At 70.3% G+C, this 14,810-nt stretch carries 16 protein-coding genes; 8 read left to right on the top strand and 8 right to left on the bottom strand.

The window, feature by feature from the left end; all coding sequences use genetic code 11:
- Window positions 1-7: 7 nt before the first annotated feature.
- Genes hcaB through ABN273_RS39955 form a run of 6 tightly spaced genes read right to left on the bottom strand, consistent with a single transcriptional unit; the run spans window position 8 to window position 5,068 of the window.
- A complete protein-coding gene (hcaB, locus tag ABN273_RS39980) occupies window positions 8-817 on the bottom strand; it encodes a 3-(cis-5,6-dihydroxycyclohexa-1,3-dien-1-yl)propanoate dehydrogenase (RefSeq protein WP_349454509.1) in 810 nt (269 codons plus the stop codon).
- On the bottom strand, window positions 814-1,647 hold the full coding sequence (locus tag ABN273_RS39975; RefSeq protein WP_349454508.1) for an alpha/beta fold hydrolase: 834 nt from the start codon (window positions 1,645-1,647) through the stop codon (window positions 814-816). Before ABN273_RS39975 ends, hcaB begins: the two co-directional genes overlap by 4 nt.
- A gap of 11 nt (window positions 1,648-1,658) precedes the next feature.
- The gene (locus ABN273_RS39970) at window positions 1,659-2,207 is read right to left on the bottom strand and encodes a 3-phenylpropionate/cinnamic acid dioxygenase subunit beta (protein WP_349454507.1); all 549 of its coding nucleotides are present in this window, start codon (window positions 2,205-2,207) and stop codon (window positions 1,659-1,661) included.
- Window positions 2,208-2,259: 52 nt separating this feature from the next.
- Window positions 2,260-3,414: an NAD(P)/FAD-dependent oxidoreductase gene (locus ABN273_RS39965; RefSeq protein WP_349454506.1), complete on the bottom strand. Its 1,155-nt coding sequence runs from the start codon at window positions 3,412-3,414 to the stop codon at window positions 2,260-2,262.
- Entirely contained in the window at window positions 3,411-3,746 is a 336-nt protein-coding gene (locus ABN273_RS39960) for a non-heme iron oxygenase ferredoxin subunit (protein WP_344995785.1), read from the bottom strand. Before ABN273_RS39960 ends, ABN273_RS39965 begins: the two co-directional genes overlap by 4 nt.
- On the bottom strand, window positions 3,743-5,068 hold the full coding sequence (locus tag ABN273_RS39955; RefSeq protein WP_349454505.1) for an aromatic ring-hydroxylating dioxygenase subunit alpha: 1,326 nt from the start codon (window positions 5,066-5,068) through the stop codon (window positions 3,743-3,745). Before ABN273_RS39955 ends, ABN273_RS39960 begins: the two co-directional genes overlap by 4 nt.
- A 101-nt stretch (window positions 5,069-5,169) precedes the next feature.
- Here ABN273_RS39955 and ABN273_RS39950 point away from each other — a divergent pair, with 101 nt between their 5' ends.
- The 8 genes from ABN273_RS39950 to ABN273_RS39915 all read left to right on the top strand — a co-directional run bounded on the left by ABN273_RS39950 (window position 5,170) and on the right by ABN273_RS39915 (window position 12,965).
- Window positions 5,170-6,147, top strand: a complete 978-nt coding sequence (locus ABN273_RS39950; RefSeq protein WP_349454504.1) for a zinc-binding dehydrogenase — start codon at window positions 5,170-5,172, stop codon at window positions 6,145-6,147.
- Window positions 6,144-7,091, top strand: coding sequence for a 3-carboxyethylcatechol 2,3-dioxygenase (locus ABN273_RS39945; RefSeq protein ID WP_349454503.1), 948 nt, complete (start codon window positions 6,144-6,146; stop codon window positions 7,089-7,091). The genes ABN273_RS39950 and ABN273_RS39945 overlap by 4 nt, the downstream gene beginning before the upstream one ends.
- On the top strand, window positions 7,088-7,852 hold the full coding sequence (locus ABN273_RS39940) for a 2-keto-4-pentenoate hydratase (RefSeq protein ID WP_349454502.1): 765 nt from the start codon (window positions 7,088-7,090) through the stop codon (window positions 7,850-7,852). Before ABN273_RS39945 ends, ABN273_RS39940 begins: the two co-directional genes overlap by 4 nt.
- Window positions 7,849-8,763, top strand: coding sequence for an acetaldehyde dehydrogenase (acetylating) (locus tag ABN273_RS39935; protein WP_349454501.1), 915 nt, complete (start codon window positions 7,849-7,851; stop codon window positions 8,761-8,763). The genes ABN273_RS39940 and ABN273_RS39935 overlap by 4 nt, the downstream gene beginning before the upstream one ends.
- Complete coding sequence (gene dmpG / locus ABN273_RS39930; protein WP_349454500.1) at window positions 8,760-9,761, top strand: 4-hydroxy-2-oxovalerate aldolase; 1,002 nt, start codon at window positions 8,760-8,762, stop codon at window positions 9,759-9,761. Before ABN273_RS39935 ends, dmpG begins: the two co-directional genes overlap by 4 nt.
- A gap of 186 nt (window positions 9,762-9,947) precedes the next feature.
- Complete coding sequence (locus tag ABN273_RS39925; RefSeq protein WP_349454498.1) at window positions 9,948-11,339, top strand: cytochrome b; 1,392 nt, start codon at window positions 9,948-9,950, stop codon at window positions 11,337-11,339.
- Window positions 11,340-11,488: 149 nt separating this feature from the next.
- Window positions 11,489-12,313: a phosphotransferase enzyme family protein gene (locus tag ABN273_RS39920; RefSeq protein WP_502911197.1), complete on the top strand. Its 825-nt coding sequence runs from the start codon at window positions 11,489-11,491 to the stop codon at window positions 12,311-12,313.
- A gap of 226 nt (window positions 12,314-12,539) precedes the next feature.
- Window positions 12,540-12,965 (top strand): VOC family protein, encoded by a 426-nt coding sequence (locus tag ABN273_RS39915; RefSeq protein ID WP_349454530.1) that lies wholly within the window; start codon window positions 12,540-12,542, stop codon window positions 12,963-12,965.
- 46 nt (window positions 12,966-13,011) lie between these two features.
- On the opposite strand, the gene ABN273_RS39910 is transcribed toward ABN273_RS39915, so the two are convergent.
- On the bottom strand, window positions 13,012-13,632 hold the full coding sequence (locus ABN273_RS39910; RefSeq protein WP_349454495.1) for a hypothetical protein: 621 nt from the start codon (window positions 13,630-13,632) through the stop codon (window positions 13,012-13,014).
- Between the two features lie 232 nt (window positions 13,633-13,864).
- Complete coding sequence (locus tag ABN273_RS39905; protein WP_349454493.1) at window positions 13,865-14,803, bottom strand: hypothetical protein; 939 nt, start codon at window positions 14,801-14,803, stop codon at window positions 13,865-13,867.
- Between the last annotated feature and the right edge of the window lie 7 nt (window positions 14,804-14,810).

Genomic DNA, 14,810 nt, shown 5'->3' with positions numbered 1-14,810 from the left:
CGGCTCCTCAGAGATGGTCGCCGCCGGCGGCGCGGGCGAACCCCCGAACCCCGATGCCGCCGTCGGCCGAGATGGCGTGTCCGGTGATGGTGCCGCTCTGCTCGCGGGCGGCGAGCAGCACGTAGGGCGCGGTGAAGTCGCGCGGGTCGGTGCTGGAGTCGTGCAGCGGGATGGGCGGGGTGCCCTGCCGCTTGGCGAAGGAGGCCGCGATCGAGCGGTCGCCCAACGCGAGCGCCTCGGGGCCGCGCAGGTCGGTGTTCATGCCGCCGCAGGCGACGCCGTTCACGCGGACCTTGGGGGCCAGCTCGTAGGCGAGCTCGCGCATGAGGCCGAGGCAGGCGTGCTTGCTGGCGGTGTAGAGGGGGCCGCCGCCGTTGACGTAGAAGGAGGAGTTGGACAGCGTCATGACGATGCTGCCGCGCGTCCTGACCAGCTCCGGCCAGGCCGCCTCGGCGGCCAGCAGGTAGCCCTTGACGTTGATGGAGAAGACCTCGTCGAAGGCGGCGTCGATCTCCTTGCCGGACAGGCGGGTGAGCTGGCGCTGGTAGTCCCACACGCCGGCGTTGGCGACCAGGGTGTCGAGCTTGCCGAAGCGTTCGACGGTCTCGGCGACGGCGGCGTGCAGCGCGCCGGAGTCGCGCACGTCGGCGGTCACCCGGTGCACCCTGTCCCCTACGACCTCGTCGAGCTGCGCCGCGTCGCGGCCGAGGACGGTCACGGACGCGCCCTCGGCGAGGAAACGCTCGGCGACGGCGCGGCCGATGCCGGAGCCGCCGCCCGTGATGAGGGCGACGTAGCCCTCCAGCCAGCCGCTCACGTCAGGAACCCCGTCACGAGGTCCTCGAACTCGCGCTGCCGCTCCAGCTGCACCCAGTGCCCGCACCGGCCGAACACGTGCAGCTGCACGTCGCGGATCTGCTTGAGCATGAGCTGCGCGCCGTCGAGGGTGATCGTGCGGTCGTCGCGCCCCCACAGCAGCAGGGTCGGCGCCTTGATCTTGTGGAGGTCCCGCCACAGCGGGTCCATGCCGCCGCGCCTGGCGAAGGCGGCGTTGTAGCGGTGGTAGAAGGCGATGTGGCTCTCGTCGAGCGAGGCCTCGTAGCGGGCCTTGACGACGTCCTCGCCGAACTGCTTGTGGTCGAAGACCATGGTGCGGATGAACGCGGCCATCTTCTTCTCACTGGGGCCGGTGCCGTTGTAGTAGCGGAACATCTCCTTCTGCCCCTCGGTCGGGGTGGGACCGAACGGCAGCCAGCCGCCGCCGGGGGCCATGAGCACGAGCTTGGCCACGCGGTCGGGGCGTTCCTGGGCCATCGCGATCGCGGCGGCGCCGCCGAGGCTGTTGCCGAGCAGGTGGAAGGTGCCGATGCCGAGGGCGTCGAGCGCCTGGAAGAGTGCGTCCACGGTGATCTCGGTGATGGACCGCTTGTCCAGGTCCTCCTCGGTGGGGCGGTAGCTGCCGCCGAAGCCGGGCTGGTCGGGCAGGACGACGCGGAAGTGGCGGGCCAGCGCGGGCAGGTTCTGGTGGTAGTTGCTGACCCCGGAGGCGCCGGGGCCGCCGCCGTGCAGCATCACCAGCACGGGGCCCTCGCCGGTCTCGGCGACGGCGATCTCGCCGAGCGTGGTGGTCACGCTGTGGTGCTTCACAGGGGCTCCGATCAGAAGAAGGTGGAGATGTTCTTGGCCAGCAGGATGTTCTGGTCGAGCAGGATGGTCCGGCGGGCGACCTGGAGTCCGGCGGCGGTGCGGCGCAGAATGTCGGTGCGGGTGCCGGCGAAGACGTTCTCCTCGCGTTCCAGGCGGTTGCGATAGACCAGGAACGCCGAGCGGACGAGCAGATCGTCGGCGGTGAAGCCGGGCTGCTCGGCGGGGTCGACATGCCGCACCATCACGTTGCTGATCAGGTGCCGGGTACGGGAGGGCGGGTCCTCGGCCCAGGCCATGCCGGAGTCGAAGCGGCGGATGCGCCAGGCCAGGCTCTCCTTGCTCTCGTCGTAGAAGGCGGCCTCGCCCCGGGCGGCGACCGACAGGGCCTGCTGGCGGCGCAGCCGGTTGGTGCGGGTGGGCATCCAGTAGTCGAGGTCGTCGGCGAGCAGATCGAGCCAGTCGGCGTAGCGGCCGGCGTCGAGGAGGTCGGCCTCCTCGTAGTAGAACTGCTCGACCTCGAAGTGGGTGTCGCGGTCCGCGCGCATGCTCACGGAAGTCATTGGATCCCCTTCTCAGGGTGCAGTGGAACGGGCTGTGCCGCAGGACGGCACGTCAGCCGCGCAGCAACGAGCGCAGGTTCACGGACGGGTCTGACAGGCGTCCCGGGTCGACCGGGATCCGGCGGTCGATCATGCGCCGGGCGGCCCGTACGGCGTTGGAGTCGTCCACGGCGGCGGCGGCCACGACCAGCCCGTCGCGCAGGCCGAACACCGAGAACGCGGGGTCGTCGAAGGATCCGCGGACCACCGTCCGGCCGGCCGCCGCCATGTGGCCGACCGCCTCGACGTGGCGGCCGTGCCGGTCAGTCCAGAACCAGGGGGCGGTGGGCGTGGGAGGTGGCGCGCCGAGAATGGTGGCCGCCGCCCGTGCGCCGTCGTGCTGGGCGGCCTCCCAGTGCCCGTCGCGGCTGCGCGCGGAGTCGCCGACGGCGAGGATCGCCGGGTTCGAGGTGACCTGTCCGCCGTCCACGACGATGCCGCGATCGACCTTCAGCCCGGCCGCCTCGGCGAGCGCGGTCTCGGGCACCATGCCGACGCCGAGCACCACGACGTCGAACACGCGGCGTACACCGGCGAGCGTTGCCTCGCCTCCGTCGAGCGACTCCACTCCGGCCTGGACGGTGCTGATGCCGCGGGTCGTGTGCTGCTGGTGGAGCCAGGCGGCCAGCTCGGCGCCGACCGCAGCGGCCAGCGGCGTGGCCACCGGATCCGTGAGCACGACCTCGCAGCCGAGGTCGACGGCGTTCGACGCCACCTCTGCGCCGATCAGGCCCCCGCCGACCACCAGCACCCGGACGCCCGGTCGCAGAGCGGCGCGCAGCCGGTCGGCGTCCTCGGCCGTGCGGAGCACGTGCGCGCGCTCGCAGCCCGGGATGGGCGGGCGTGCCGCTCCCCCGCCGGTGGCCAGGACCACCCGGTCGGCGGGCAGCAGGGTGCCGTCCTGCAGTTCGACGTGCCCTGAGCGCAACGCGGTCACGCGTGCCCGGTTGAGCAGCCGGATCGACTGCTCGTCGTACCACTGCGGCGGTCGCAGGGCGATCTGCTCGAGGTCCTTGGCCCCGGTCAGGTAGTCCTTCGACAGCGGCGGCCGGTCGTAGGGGAACTCGCCCGCGTCGACCAGCGTGAGGTCGCCGTCGAAGCCGCCCGCGCGCAGGGCCGCGGCCGTGCTGACGCCGGCGACCCCGCCGCCGGCGATCACGACTCTCATGGCGCCTGGTTCGGGAAGAGGTAGACCTCGCCGTCGCGTACCTCGACCCGGTGCGGGCAGGTGTCGCGAGTGGCGGGCAGGCCCTGGACCTCGCCGTTCTTCAGGCAGAACCGGCTGGCGTGCAGCGGGCACTCGACGTAGCCGTCCTCCACCCAGCCGTCGGCCAGAGAGGCGTCCTCGTGGGTGCAGGTGTCGTCCAGTGCCCACACGCTGCCGTCGGTGTCGCGCAGCAGCGCCACGTTGTCGTCGGTGCCGGTGATCGCCTTGTCGATGGCGATGCCCTCGCCCTCCGGAATGTCGTCCAGCGCGGCGACGCGGATTCCCTCGCTCATTTGTCGTCCTCCTCGTGCCAGGCAGGGGTGGTCATGAGTTCGCGCCAGCGCGCGTAGAAGGCCCGGCCGGCGGCGTCGCTGTACAGCTCGCTCGTGGTGCCGGGGTGGCGGCCGTCGTCGCGTTCGGAGCCGAGGCCCATCTGGTAGTTGAGCGGCACGCTGTTGGTGACGAAACCGTGCGAGACGGCCTGCACCTCGCTCCAGTTCTCGCCGTCGTCCTGCTCGAAGATGCCGCTCGGGCCGAACGTGCGCAGGTTGTACAGCCGCTGGGCCTCGCGCACCTCGGGCGGCATGGACTTGTCGACGATCGTCCAGGCCCACACCTCCATCCGGTCCGGGCCCTTGGGGTGCCAGATCCGGATGGAGCCGTTGACCGGCAGGTAGGAGAAGTTCGGGAAGACGGTGGCGTGGCCGTTGGTGAGCGGGCCGTCGACGCGGGCGTCGCCGAGACGTTCGCGGAGCGCCGCGTAGTCCGTCCACTGGTGGACGGTTCTGGCGTCGAAACGGTTCTTGGGGTGCACGGGGAATCCGGCGCCGTGTCCGTTGGGGCCGGCGTACTGGCGGCCGGTGCGGTGCACGATCTCGTCCTTGGGGCCCTTGCCGGTGGGCGAGAGGACCATGAGCGCCGAGGCGTGGCTCATGTTGACGTGGTACCAGTCGGTGGCGAACTGCTCGGCGGCCAGCTTCCAGTTGCCCTCCAGCACCCACTTGTGCACGCCGCCCACCACGACCGTGCCCTGGTCGTCGTGATCGAGCATCGCGTCCATGTACCAGGCCATGTCGCCCAGCGACTCGCGCAGCGGCACGGGGTCCGGGTTCCAGGTGCCGAAGATCAGGCCGCGGTAGCTGTCGACGTAGGGCACCTCGACCAGGCCCCACTCCCCCGTGTCGAACGACTCCGGGTAGCCCGCCTTGTTCGGGACGCTGACGAGCTTGCCTTCCAGGTCGTAGGACCAGCCGTGGTAGGTGCAGGTGAAGTTGCGGGTGGCGCCGTAGTCGGCGCGGCAGACGCGGGCGCCGCGGTGCCGGCAGGAGTTCAGGTACGCGCGCACGCGGCGGTTGCGGTCCAGCGTGACGATGACCGGGTCCTCGCCCATGTACGTGGTGAAGAAGTCGCCGGGCTTGTGGAACTGGTCGGCGTGCGCCAGGAACAGCCAACTCGGCGCGAACACGCGGCGCAGTTCCTGCCGGTAGATCTGCTGGTCGGTGAAGATGGCGCGATCCACCAGCCCGCCCTCGCTGTCGACGAGGCCGGAGACGTCGATGGTCGGCGCCAGCTCGGCCGGGCGCCGCAAGGCCCCACGCGGGGGTTCGATGGTCATGTGCCCAGGTAACAGCCACGGACACACCGGCTTCCAACGGTCGTTCCGCACGACGGCACACGAGCTGTCGGAGATCAGCGTTCATCGGCCAGCGTTGGAGCATGCTTGCCGCCACCGCCGTCTCTCAGAGCGCGACCGATCCCCTGTCCGGTCTCGTCCTGGGCGACGTCCCCAAGCCCGAGCGCCGGCCCGGTTGGTCGACCGTCCGGGTCGTCTCGTCCTCCCTCAACATGCACGACCTGTGGACGCTGCGCGGCGTCGGCCACCCGCCCGAGCAGCTGCCGATCATCCTCGGCTGCGACGCCGCCGGCTACGACGAGGACGGCAACGAGGTCATCGTGCACCCCGTCATCGCCGACCCCGACGCCGGGCGGGGCGACGAGACCCTCGACCCGAACCGGGCCCTGCTGTCCGAGCAGCACGACGGCGCCTTCGCCGAGTACCTGACCGTCCCGGCCCGCAACCTGGTCCCCAAACCGTCGTGGTTGTCCTTCGACGAGGCCGCGTGCCTGCCGGTCGCCTGGACGACCGCGTACCGGATGTTGTTCACCCAGGCGCGGATCACGGCCGGGGACCGGGTGCTGGTGCAGGGCGCGGGCGGCGGCGTCGCCTCGGCCGCGATCAAGCTGGCGCTGGCCGCGGGCGCCGTGGTGTACGCCACCAGCCGCAGCGAGGACAAGCGTGCCCAGGCACTCTCCTGGGGCGCGCGGGCCGCCGTGGCGCCCGGCGAGCGGCTGCCCGAACGCGTGGACGTCGTCATCGAGACCGTCGGCGAGGCCACCTGGTCGCACTCCCTGAGGTCGCTGCGCCCCGGCGGCACCGTCGTCATCGCCGGCGCGACCAGCGGCGCCAACCCGCCCGCCGACCTCGGCCGGGTCTTCTACCTGCAACAGCGCATCCTCGGCTCCACCGGCTGCACCCGCAGCGAACTGGTGGCGCTGCTCAACATGATGGACGCCACGGGCCTGCGCCCGGTGATCGACCGCACGCTCCCGCTGGACGAGATCCACAAGGGCTTCCAGCTCATGATCGACGGGCGGCTCACCGGCAAGCTCGTCATTAAGGAGATCACCTCATGACCGCCGCCGCCGTCGGCCTGTCCCATTCCCCGCTCATCGGCAAGAACGACCCCGCGCCCGACGTCATTGCGGCCGTGGACGCCGCCGTGGACGAGGCCCGCGCGTTCGTCCGCGCCTTCGACCCCGACCTGGTCGTGCTGTATGCGCCCGACCACTACAACGGCTTCTTCTACAAGGAGATGCCGCCGTTCTGCCTCGCGACGGAGGCCGACGCGGTCGGCGATTTCGGCTCGGCCGCCGGGCCGCTGTCGGTGGACGCCGAGGCTGCCCGCGCCATCGCTCTCGGCGTTCTGGAACGTGGCGTCGATCTGACGGTCTCGGCGCGGATGACCGTGGACCACGGGTTCGTGCAGCCGCTGGAGGTGCTGTTCGGCGGCATCGACCGGGTTCCCGTGGTGCCGGTCTTCGTCAATGGGGTCGCCACGCCGCTGGGGCCGGTCAGCCGGATCCGCGCGCTCGGCACCGCGATCGGTGCGGCCGCCGCCGAACTGGACCGGCGGGTGCTGTACCTGGGCTCAGGCGGGCTCTCCCACGATCCGCCCGTACCGGTGCTGGACGGCGCCCCGCCCCGCGTGGCCAACGCCCTCATCGAGGGCCGCCCGCCCACGCCGGAGCAGCGGGCGCGGGGAGAGCAGCGGGTGGTCCAGGCCGGCCGCGACTACGCCGCCGGCTCGACCGCGATGATCCCCATCAACCCGACCTGGGACAACCTGGTCCTGGACACCCTCGCCGGCGGCCGACTGGCGGACGTGGACGCCTGGAGCGTGGCGTGGATGGGCGCCGAGGGCGGCGGCTCCGCACACGAGGTGCGTACCTGGATCGCCGCGTTCGCCTCGCTCGCCGCCACCGGCGAGTACCGGATGACCTCCCGCTTCTACCGGGCCATCCCCGAGTGGATCGCGGGCTTCGCGGTCGCCACCGCATTGCCGGAGGCCGCGCGATGACCGCCATCGACCAGGCCGTGGACCGGCTGGCGGACGCGGCTCTCACCGGCAGACCGTGCCGGCCGGTCCGCGATCTCATCACTGACGTCGCCGACGCCTACGAGGTGCAGCGCCGCCTCAACGCCCGCCGCACTGCCCCCGTGACGGGCCGGAAGATCGGCCTCACCTCCCCCGCCGTACAGCGACAGCTCGGCGTGGACCAGCCCGACTTCGGGGTGCTCTTCGCCGACATGGAGGTGACGGGCACCGCCCCCGTCGGGCAGCTCCTGCAGCCCAAGGTCGAGGCCGAGATCGCCTTCGTGCTCGCCGCCGACCTGGCCGGCGACCTCGATCCGGCCACGGTGCGGGCGGCGGTGCGGTACGCGGTGCCCGCCCTGGAGATCGTGGACAGCCGCATCGCCGACTGGGACATCACGATCACCGACACCGTCGCCGACAACGCCTCCAGCGGCCTGTACGTGCTCGGGTCGCAACGGCTGCCGCTGACCGCGTTCGAGCCGGTCGAAGCCACCATGCGGATGCACGCAGGCGACGCGCCCGTCTCCCAGGGCACCGGGGCCGCCTGCCTCGGCGACCCCCTCAACGCCCTGCTCTGGCTGGCCCGCACCGCCCGCGACTTCGGCGACCCACTGCGCGCGGGCCAGGTGATCCTGTCCGGCGCCCTGGGACCGATGGTCCCCGTCTCCCCCGGCGTCACCGTAAGGGCAGAAATCTCTGGACTCGGCACGGTGTCTGTGACCTTCGAGGACGATCCTTCATGAACAACACCAAAGTGGCTGTGATCGGCTCCGGCAACATCGGCACCGACCTGATGATCAAAGTGCTCCGGCACTCCGCCACCCTGGAGATGGGCGCCATGGTCGGCATCGACCCGTCCTCGGATGGCCTCGCCCGCGCCCGCCGTCTCAAGGTGCCCACCACCCACGAGGGCGTGGACGGCCTGATCGCCATGGACGGCTTCGCCGACATCGACATCGTCTTCGACGCCACCTCCGCCAAGGCCCACATCGCCAACGCCGCCAAACTGGAGCCGTACGGCAAGACCCTCATCGACCTCACCCCCGCCGCCATCGGCCCCTTCGTCGTCCCCCCGGTCAACCTCGAGGCCCACCTCGGCGCGAACAACCTCAACATGGTCACCTGCGGCGGCCAGGCCACCATCCCCATCGTGCACGCCGTCTCCCGCGTCACCCCTGTCGCGTACGCCGAGATCGTCGCCTCCATCGCCTCGAAGTCGGCCGGCCCCGGCACCCGCGCCAACATCGACGAGTTCACCGAGACCACCTCCGCCGCCATCGCGAGCGTCGGCGGCGCCGCCCGTGGCAAGGCGATCATCATCCTCAACCCCGCCGATCCGCCGCTCATCATGCGCGACACCGTCTTCTGCCTGACCGGCGACGCCGACCACGACGCCATCAGGACCTCTGTCCAGGAGATGGTCGCCGAGGTCGCCAAGTACGTCCCCGGCTACCGCCTCAAGCAGGACGTGCAGTTCACCCCGATCGACGAGCCGGTCACCACGCTCACCCCCGAGCCGGTCACCACCCGCGTGTCGGTGTTCCTGGAGGTGGAGGGCGCCGCCCACTACCTGCCCGCCTATGCCGGCAACCTCGACATCATGACCTCGGCCGCGCTCCGCGTCGCCGAGCGCATAGCAGGAGAGCACGCGTGAACCTCTACATCCAGGACGTCACCCTCCGGGACGGCATGCACGCCGTACGGCACCGCATCTCCCCCACCGACGTCGGCCGCATCGTCACCGCCCTCGACGCCGCCGGCGTGGGCGCCATCGAGGTCGCCCACGGCGACGGCCTGGCCGGCGCGTCGGTCAACTACGGCCCCGGCAGCCACACCGACTGGGAATGGATCGAGGCCGCCGCAGCCGCCATCAAGCAGGCCAAACTCACCACTCTCCTGCTGCCCGGCATCGGCACCATCGCCGAACTCAAGCACGCCTACTCCCTCGGCGTCCGCTCCATCCGCATCGCCACCCACTGCACCGAGGCCGACGTCGCCGCCCAGCACATCGCCACCGCCCGCGAGATCGGCATGGACGTGGCCGGCTTCCTCATGCTCAGCCACATGGCGCCCCCAGCCGAACTCGCGCGCCAGGCCAAACTCATGGAGTCCTACGGCGCCCACTGTGTCTACGTCACCGACTCCGGCGGCCGCCTCACCATGGACGGCGTGCGCGACCGCGTCCGCGCCTACCGCGACGTCCTCGACCCCGGCACCCAACTCGGCATCCACGCCCACCAGAACCTCTCCCTCGCCGTGGCCAACTCCGTCGTGGCCGTCGAAGAAGGCGTCACCCGCGTGGACGCCTCCCTGGCCGGGCACGGCGCAGGGGCGGGCAACTGCCCCATCGAGCCGTTCATCGCCGTGGCCAACCTCAACGGGTGGAAGCACGGCTGCGACCTGTTCGCCCTGCAGGACGCCGCCGACGACATCGTCCGCCCGCTCCAGGACCGCCCGGTCCAGGTCGACCGCGAAACCCTCACCCTCGGCTACGCCGGCGCCTACTCCAGCTTCCTGCGCCACGCCGAAGCGGCCTCCCGCCAGTACGGCATCGACGTACGCACCATCCTGCTGGAAGTGGGCAGACGCCGCCTTGTCGGCGGCCAGGAGGACATGATCGTCGACATCGCCCTCGACCTGCTCGGCAAGTGAGGGCGGCAACTGGCTCCCGGCACGAGCACCGACCACGTGGCCCCCCGCCCAGGGCGATGTTCCAGTTCACAGTCCCCGGCAAAGGACCCGACGGCAGTGACGTGAATCACCGTCCCCGACGCCTCAACGTTGTCACACGCGCCCGCCCGATTGCGTCTTGTGAGTAGGCAAGGTTAGGGGGCTCAAATGCGTTCGTTGTTGGCCAAGCGCCGCTCGTTTCAGTTCTCGCACTGGTCGTTCATGTTCGCGGAAATCGCCGTCTGGTCGTTCGCCGTTCTGGCGGTGACCGGCGCGGTGCTGATGGTGTTCTACGACCCCAGCATGTCCCAGGTGGCCTATGACGGCTCCTACGGCCCGCTGCGCGGACTCTTCGTCAGCAAGGCCTTCGACTCGACCATGCAGCTGAGCCTGGAGGTGCGCGGCGGCCTGCTCATCCGCCAGATCCACCACTGGGCGGCGCTCGTCTTCGTGGCCGCCGTCGTGCTGCAGTTGCTGCGCATGTTCCTCACCGGCGCATTCCGCCGCCCGCGCACCGGGCAGTGGCTGATCTGGGTGACGCTGCTGGCTCTGGGCATGGCCGCGGGCGAGACCGGCAACGCCCTGCCCGACGACATGCTGTCGGGAGGGAGCCTGTGGCTGATCATGTCGGTTGTGCAGTCCATCCCCGTGGTGGGAACCTGGGCGCTGTCGCTGCTGTTCGGCCCGGACTTTCCCGGTGACAGGGTCATTCCGGTCATGTACGGGGGGCACCTGTTGGTCGCGGTCGTCATGGCCGCGCTGCTGATCGCCCGTGAACTGCTGGTACGGCGGCATGGCCACTCCCGGTTCGTCGCCTCGGTGTCGGCGCGGCGGAGCGCACGCCCGATGATGGCGGTCGCGACGATCGGCATGCTGATCATTCTCGGGTTCGGGTTCCAGATTGCCCCGATCTGGCTGTACGGCCCTGCCATGCCGACGCAGATCTCGGCGGGCTCGGTTCCCGACTGGTACATGGGGTTCCTCGACGGCGCCCTCCGGATCATGCCGGGGTGGGAGCTCACCATCGGGGACTACACGCTCAGCCTCGCGGTCCTCGTCCCCACACTGGTGATACCCGGTGTCTTCTTCACCGCCCTGGCCGGCTATCCGATGGCCGAGCGCTTCCTCGCCTCGCGACGCAGCCGCCGCGACGCGCTGGGCCGGCCCAAGACCACGAGCCGCATGGCCCGCGAGACGCTCGCGCATGACCTGCTCGATCGGCCACGCGAGACGCCCGTGAAGACGGCCATCGCGGTCGCCGGCGTCACGTTCTACGGCCTGCTGTGGGCAGCCGCGGCCAACGACCAGATCGCCCACCAGTTCCAGCTCACCGTCGACGCTGTGACGATCTTCTTCAGGTTCGCCGTGGTCATCGGCCCCGTCATCGCCTTCATCGTCACCCGGTGGATCTGCCTGGCACTTCAGCAGACGGATCACCATGTGGCCGAGCACGGGGTGGAGACCGGGATCATCACGCGGTCCGCGGACGGCAGATTCCACGAACAGCTGGCACCGGCGCAGCAAGAGCGCCGGGAGCCGGCGATCACCTCAGGGCGATGAGAGCGACACCGGACTGGCCACAGGTTGTGATCGTCGCAGCGGGCGGCGGTCACCGACGCTCTGACGCCCCGTGTCATCGTTGGAGAGTATGGCAGCGCTCGAGGGAGAGGGGCCAGGCGACAATGCAGGCGTCAGAGGTCTCGCGTGCGGTGGCTGCGGCCATGTCGACCGCCTCATCACTTGGCCTGACAGTCGACGACGCGATCGTTCTTCATGACTCGAACAAGCTCACTCTGCGTCTGCTGCCCTGCGACGTCCTGGCCCGGGTGGCACCCGTAGCGGATCAGGTCGCGCGGTTCGAGGTCGAGCTTGCCCAGCGGCTCGCCGAATCCGGGTGCCCTGTGGCTGCTCTCGAGCCTCGAGTGGAGCCACGTGTCCATGAGCGTGATGGCTTCGTGGTCACGCTGTGGGCCTACTACGAACCCGTGACACCTCAAGAGATCCCGCCAGCCGACTACGCCGATGCCCTCGAGCGGCTGCATGCCGGCATGCGCAAGCTCGATGTCCCGACGCCGCACTTCACGGATCGAGTCGAGCAGGCTCAACAACTCCTGGCGAACCGCGACCGCACTCCGGAGCTCGCCGACGCGGACCGGGAGCTGCTCGGCGACACGTTACGAAGCCTGAGACGAGTGATCGGCGAGCGCGGCGGCGCCGAGCAGCTGCTGCACGGCGAGCCGCACCCGGGCAACGTGCTCACCACGAAGAACGGACTGCTGTTCATAGACCTCGAGACGTGCTGCCGTGGGCCTGTCGAATTCGACCTCGCCCATGCGCCCGAAGCAGTCAGCGAGCACTATCCGGGTGTCGATCAAGAGTTGCTGCGCGAGTGCCGGATCCTCGTGCTGGCGATGATCACAACGTGGCGCTGGGATCGAGGCGACCAACTCCCGAACGGGCGCCGGCTGGGCACGGAGTGGCTCAGCCAGATCCGAGCAGCGCTCGATCGCCGAGGGCTGGACACCCATGGCTGATCGCGGGCCTTCAAGGTCGTAGCCGGCCGAGTTCTTGGTGGTCGAGTTCCTCGTTCTTCTTCGCGATCGTCTTCTTCGGCTTGTCGATACTGGATGGCGAACGCGACGAGACCGTTCGGCCTGCGTGCGACGTGCCAGGCCAGCGATCTTCTGAACCGCTGGGTTCCGGCACACCGGACCGGCGGCCCGCCGCGCTTCTATGCTCGGAGACATGACCATTCAGCGGATGGACAACGTCGCCATCGTCGTCGACGACCTGGACGCGGCTGTCGCGTTCTTCACCGAGCTCGGCATGGAGCTGGAAGGCAAGGGGCAGATCGAAGGCCTTTGGGCGGACCGCGCCGTCGGGCTCGACGGCGTCCGGAGCGACATCGCGATGATGCGGACCCCGGACGGCCACAGCAAGCTCGAGCTGACGAAGTACCACACCCCCGCGGCGGTCGGCGCCGGGCCGGAGAACCCGCCGCCCAACACGCTGGGCCTGCATCGCGTCATGTTCGCCGTCGACGACATCGACGACACCGTCGCCCGCCTGCGCGCCCACGGCGCCGAACTCCTCGGCGAGGTGGCTCAGTACGAGAGCATCTTCCGGCTCTGCTACCTCCGCGGCCCCGCGGGCATCATCGTCGCCCTGGCCGAACAGATCGGCTGACGCGAGCCTGCCGCGGGACCGCGGCCGAACCCTGAGAGGTGGGCCGTCAACCTCGGCTGTCTGAGGCGAACGAGTCCAGTTCGTCTGCTCGGCGGAGGTCCTTGGGGCGGCCTATGGCGCGACGCATCCGGATCAGGTCTTTTCGGGAGACATAGTGAACCTCCAGGCCGCCCGGGTCGACTACGGTGATCGCGCGGTCGAGGAACTCTCGGACTCGAAGGCCGCCCCAGGGAAGCGCCGGGGTACAGCAGTCGCCGCCGGCTCCGGGTGAGGTGAACTGCACTTTGGGGCGGAGAAAGGATTCCGGTTGAGTTGCTACGGGGTCGCCCTTTTCATCAACAAGTTGGGCGTTGACGGAGGTGAAGGCGGCCGCCAGGGCTGGGGCGTGCGCCGGGACGCCATCCCAGAGCAGGTCCAGATCGCCGGTCAGTTCGGTGGATCCATGCATGATGCCGGCGACTTGCCCGATCACTACAACCCGGACGCCGTTGTGATGGAGGGCTTCGAGCAGAGGGAATGGGTCGAACCCGAGGGCACCGTCCGTGCCGATGGTGCCGACGTCGTCGTCGGCGTCCTGGTGGCCCAGGCCGGTGCCCGTCCGGTTGAGGGCCAGTTCACGGGTGCGTCGGGCGGCGGCGCGGAGTCGTTCCAGCGGTTCGTCGATCATCTGATTCATGCAACACCCGGCCGTACTCATGGCGCACTCGAATTTCTTAAGATCATCGAAGATGGCTTCTGAAGGCAGGTGCGGATGGCCGCCGCGTTCCTCGGCCTCGCGCCGGAAGGAGGGCGAGGCCGGGTGACGCTGCCCGTCTCCGGCTCGGCGGGCTCCGTATCGGAGTCCTGAATTGCCGCGACGCCAAGAGGTCGACGGGCTTACCAGCGTCCGCTCGGACGCCTCAACCGCGTAGCAGCTCCTCCCGCCTGGCCAGCAGTCGCGCTCGTTCTTCGGACAGTTCGGCGTCGCGGTGCCGCAGGTGCGTCCCCACGTCCTTGACCCATCGGGCCGTCCGCTCGACCTCGGCGCGGGTGTTCTCGATGCGCTGATGCTTCATCACATCGGTGATGATGTTGTCGAAGAACGTGTCGACGAACCACCGCGTGTCCACTTTGGGCAGGCGGGCACGCGCGGAGACGCCGACGTCGGCGAGTTCGCGAGAGAAGACGTCCAGGGCCCGCTGGGCGTGCCAGGTGGCCTCGTCGGCGGAGCGCAGCCGGTTGTGCTCGACCGCGTCGGCGATCAGGCCGCCGCCCAAGAGGTCCCAGGTGGAGGCGCCCTTGGCCGAGCCGAGGTAGCCGAGCACCTGGGCCAGCGCGTGAAGTGCGGCCTGCCCCGCCTGGTACGCCTCCGTGTGCTCGCGCAGTTCCGCCGAGACGCGGTCGAGGGCGGCGCCGAGGTCCGTCAGCTCACTGGCGCGGGCATCACCGCGGGCGAGGAGCTGCCGCTCCTTCTCGGCCAGCAGCTTCTCGTACTCCTCCGGGGCCGTCGCGAGCCCCGCCAGCTCGGACTCGATCGCCCGCGCGTCCGCCTCGATCTGGGCCAGCCGGGCCCGGTGGCCGTCGAGCCGCTGCCTGGCGGCGGCGGCCTCGGCACGCTCGCGGTCCAGCAGCTCCTCGCGCTGGCTCACCAGGCGGGCCAGGAAAGCGGTCAGCCCGCCTTCCAGGCGGGTGACGTCGGCCTCCTCCTTGGACAGCTCCTTCTCCAGGCCGGCCAGGGTGTGGTGGGCCTGCTGGATCTGCTCCGCGGTGGCCGCGTGCCGGCGCCGCAGGTTGTCGGCCCGGTGCGTTCGGGCGGCCGCCGCGCGCAGCCGCTCGTCGAGATCTGAAGAGCTCGTCACACTTCGG

The organism is Nonomuraea sp. B19D2 (assembly GCF_040137845.1).
Taxonomy (GTDB): domain Bacteria; phylum Actinomycetota; class Actinomycetes; order Streptosporangiales; family Streptosporangiaceae; genus Nonomuraea.
This window is presented reverse-complemented; position numbering and strand designations above follow the sequence as displayed.

Excerpts from the sequence above, each read along its gene's own strand:
- ABN273_RS39970 (WP_349454507.1), bottom strand. The coding sequence starts at position 2,207 with ATGACTTCCGTGAGCATGCGCGCGGACCGCGACACCCACTTCGAGGTC.
- ABN273_RS39965 (WP_349454506.1), bottom strand. The coding sequence starts at position 3,414 with ATGAGAGTCGTGATCGCCGGCGGCGGGGTCGCCGGCGTCAGCACGGCC.
- ABN273_RS39960 (WP_344995785.1), bottom strand. The coding sequence starts at position 3,746 with ATGAGCGAGGGAATCCGCGTCGCCGCGCTGGACGACATTCCGGAGGGC.
- ABN273_RS39955 (WP_349454505.1), bottom strand. The coding sequence starts at position 5,068 with ATGACCATCGAACCCCCGCGTGGGGCCTTGCGGCGCCCGGCCGAGCTG.
- ABN273_RS39950 (WP_349454504.1), top strand. The coding sequence starts at position 5,170 with ATGCTTGCCGCCACCGCCGTCTCTCAGAGCGCGACCGATCCCCTGTCC.
- ABN273_RS39945 (WP_349454503.1), top strand. The coding sequence starts at position 6,144 with ATGACCGCCGCCGCCGTCGGCCTGTCCCATTCCCCGCTCATCGGCAAG.
- ABN273_RS39940 (WP_349454502.1), top strand. The coding sequence starts at position 7,088 with ATGACCGCCATCGACCAGGCCGTGGACCGGCTGGCGGACGCGGCTCTC.
- ABN273_RS39935 (WP_349454501.1), top strand. The coding sequence starts at position 7,849 with ATGAACAACACCAAAGTGGCTGTGATCGGCTCCGGCAACATCGGCACC.
- ABN273_RS39925 (WP_349454498.1), top strand. The coding sequence starts at position 9,948 with ATGCGTTCGTTGTTGGCCAAGCGCCGCTCGTTTCAGTTCTCGCACTGG.
- ABN273_RS39915 (WP_349454530.1), top strand. The coding sequence starts at position 12,540 with ATGGACAACGTCGCCATCGTCGTCGACGACCTGGACGCGGCTGTCGCG.
- ABN273_RS39910 (WP_349454495.1), bottom strand. The coding sequence starts at position 13,632 with ATGATCGACGAACCGCTGGAACGACTCCGCGCCGCCGCCCGACGCACC.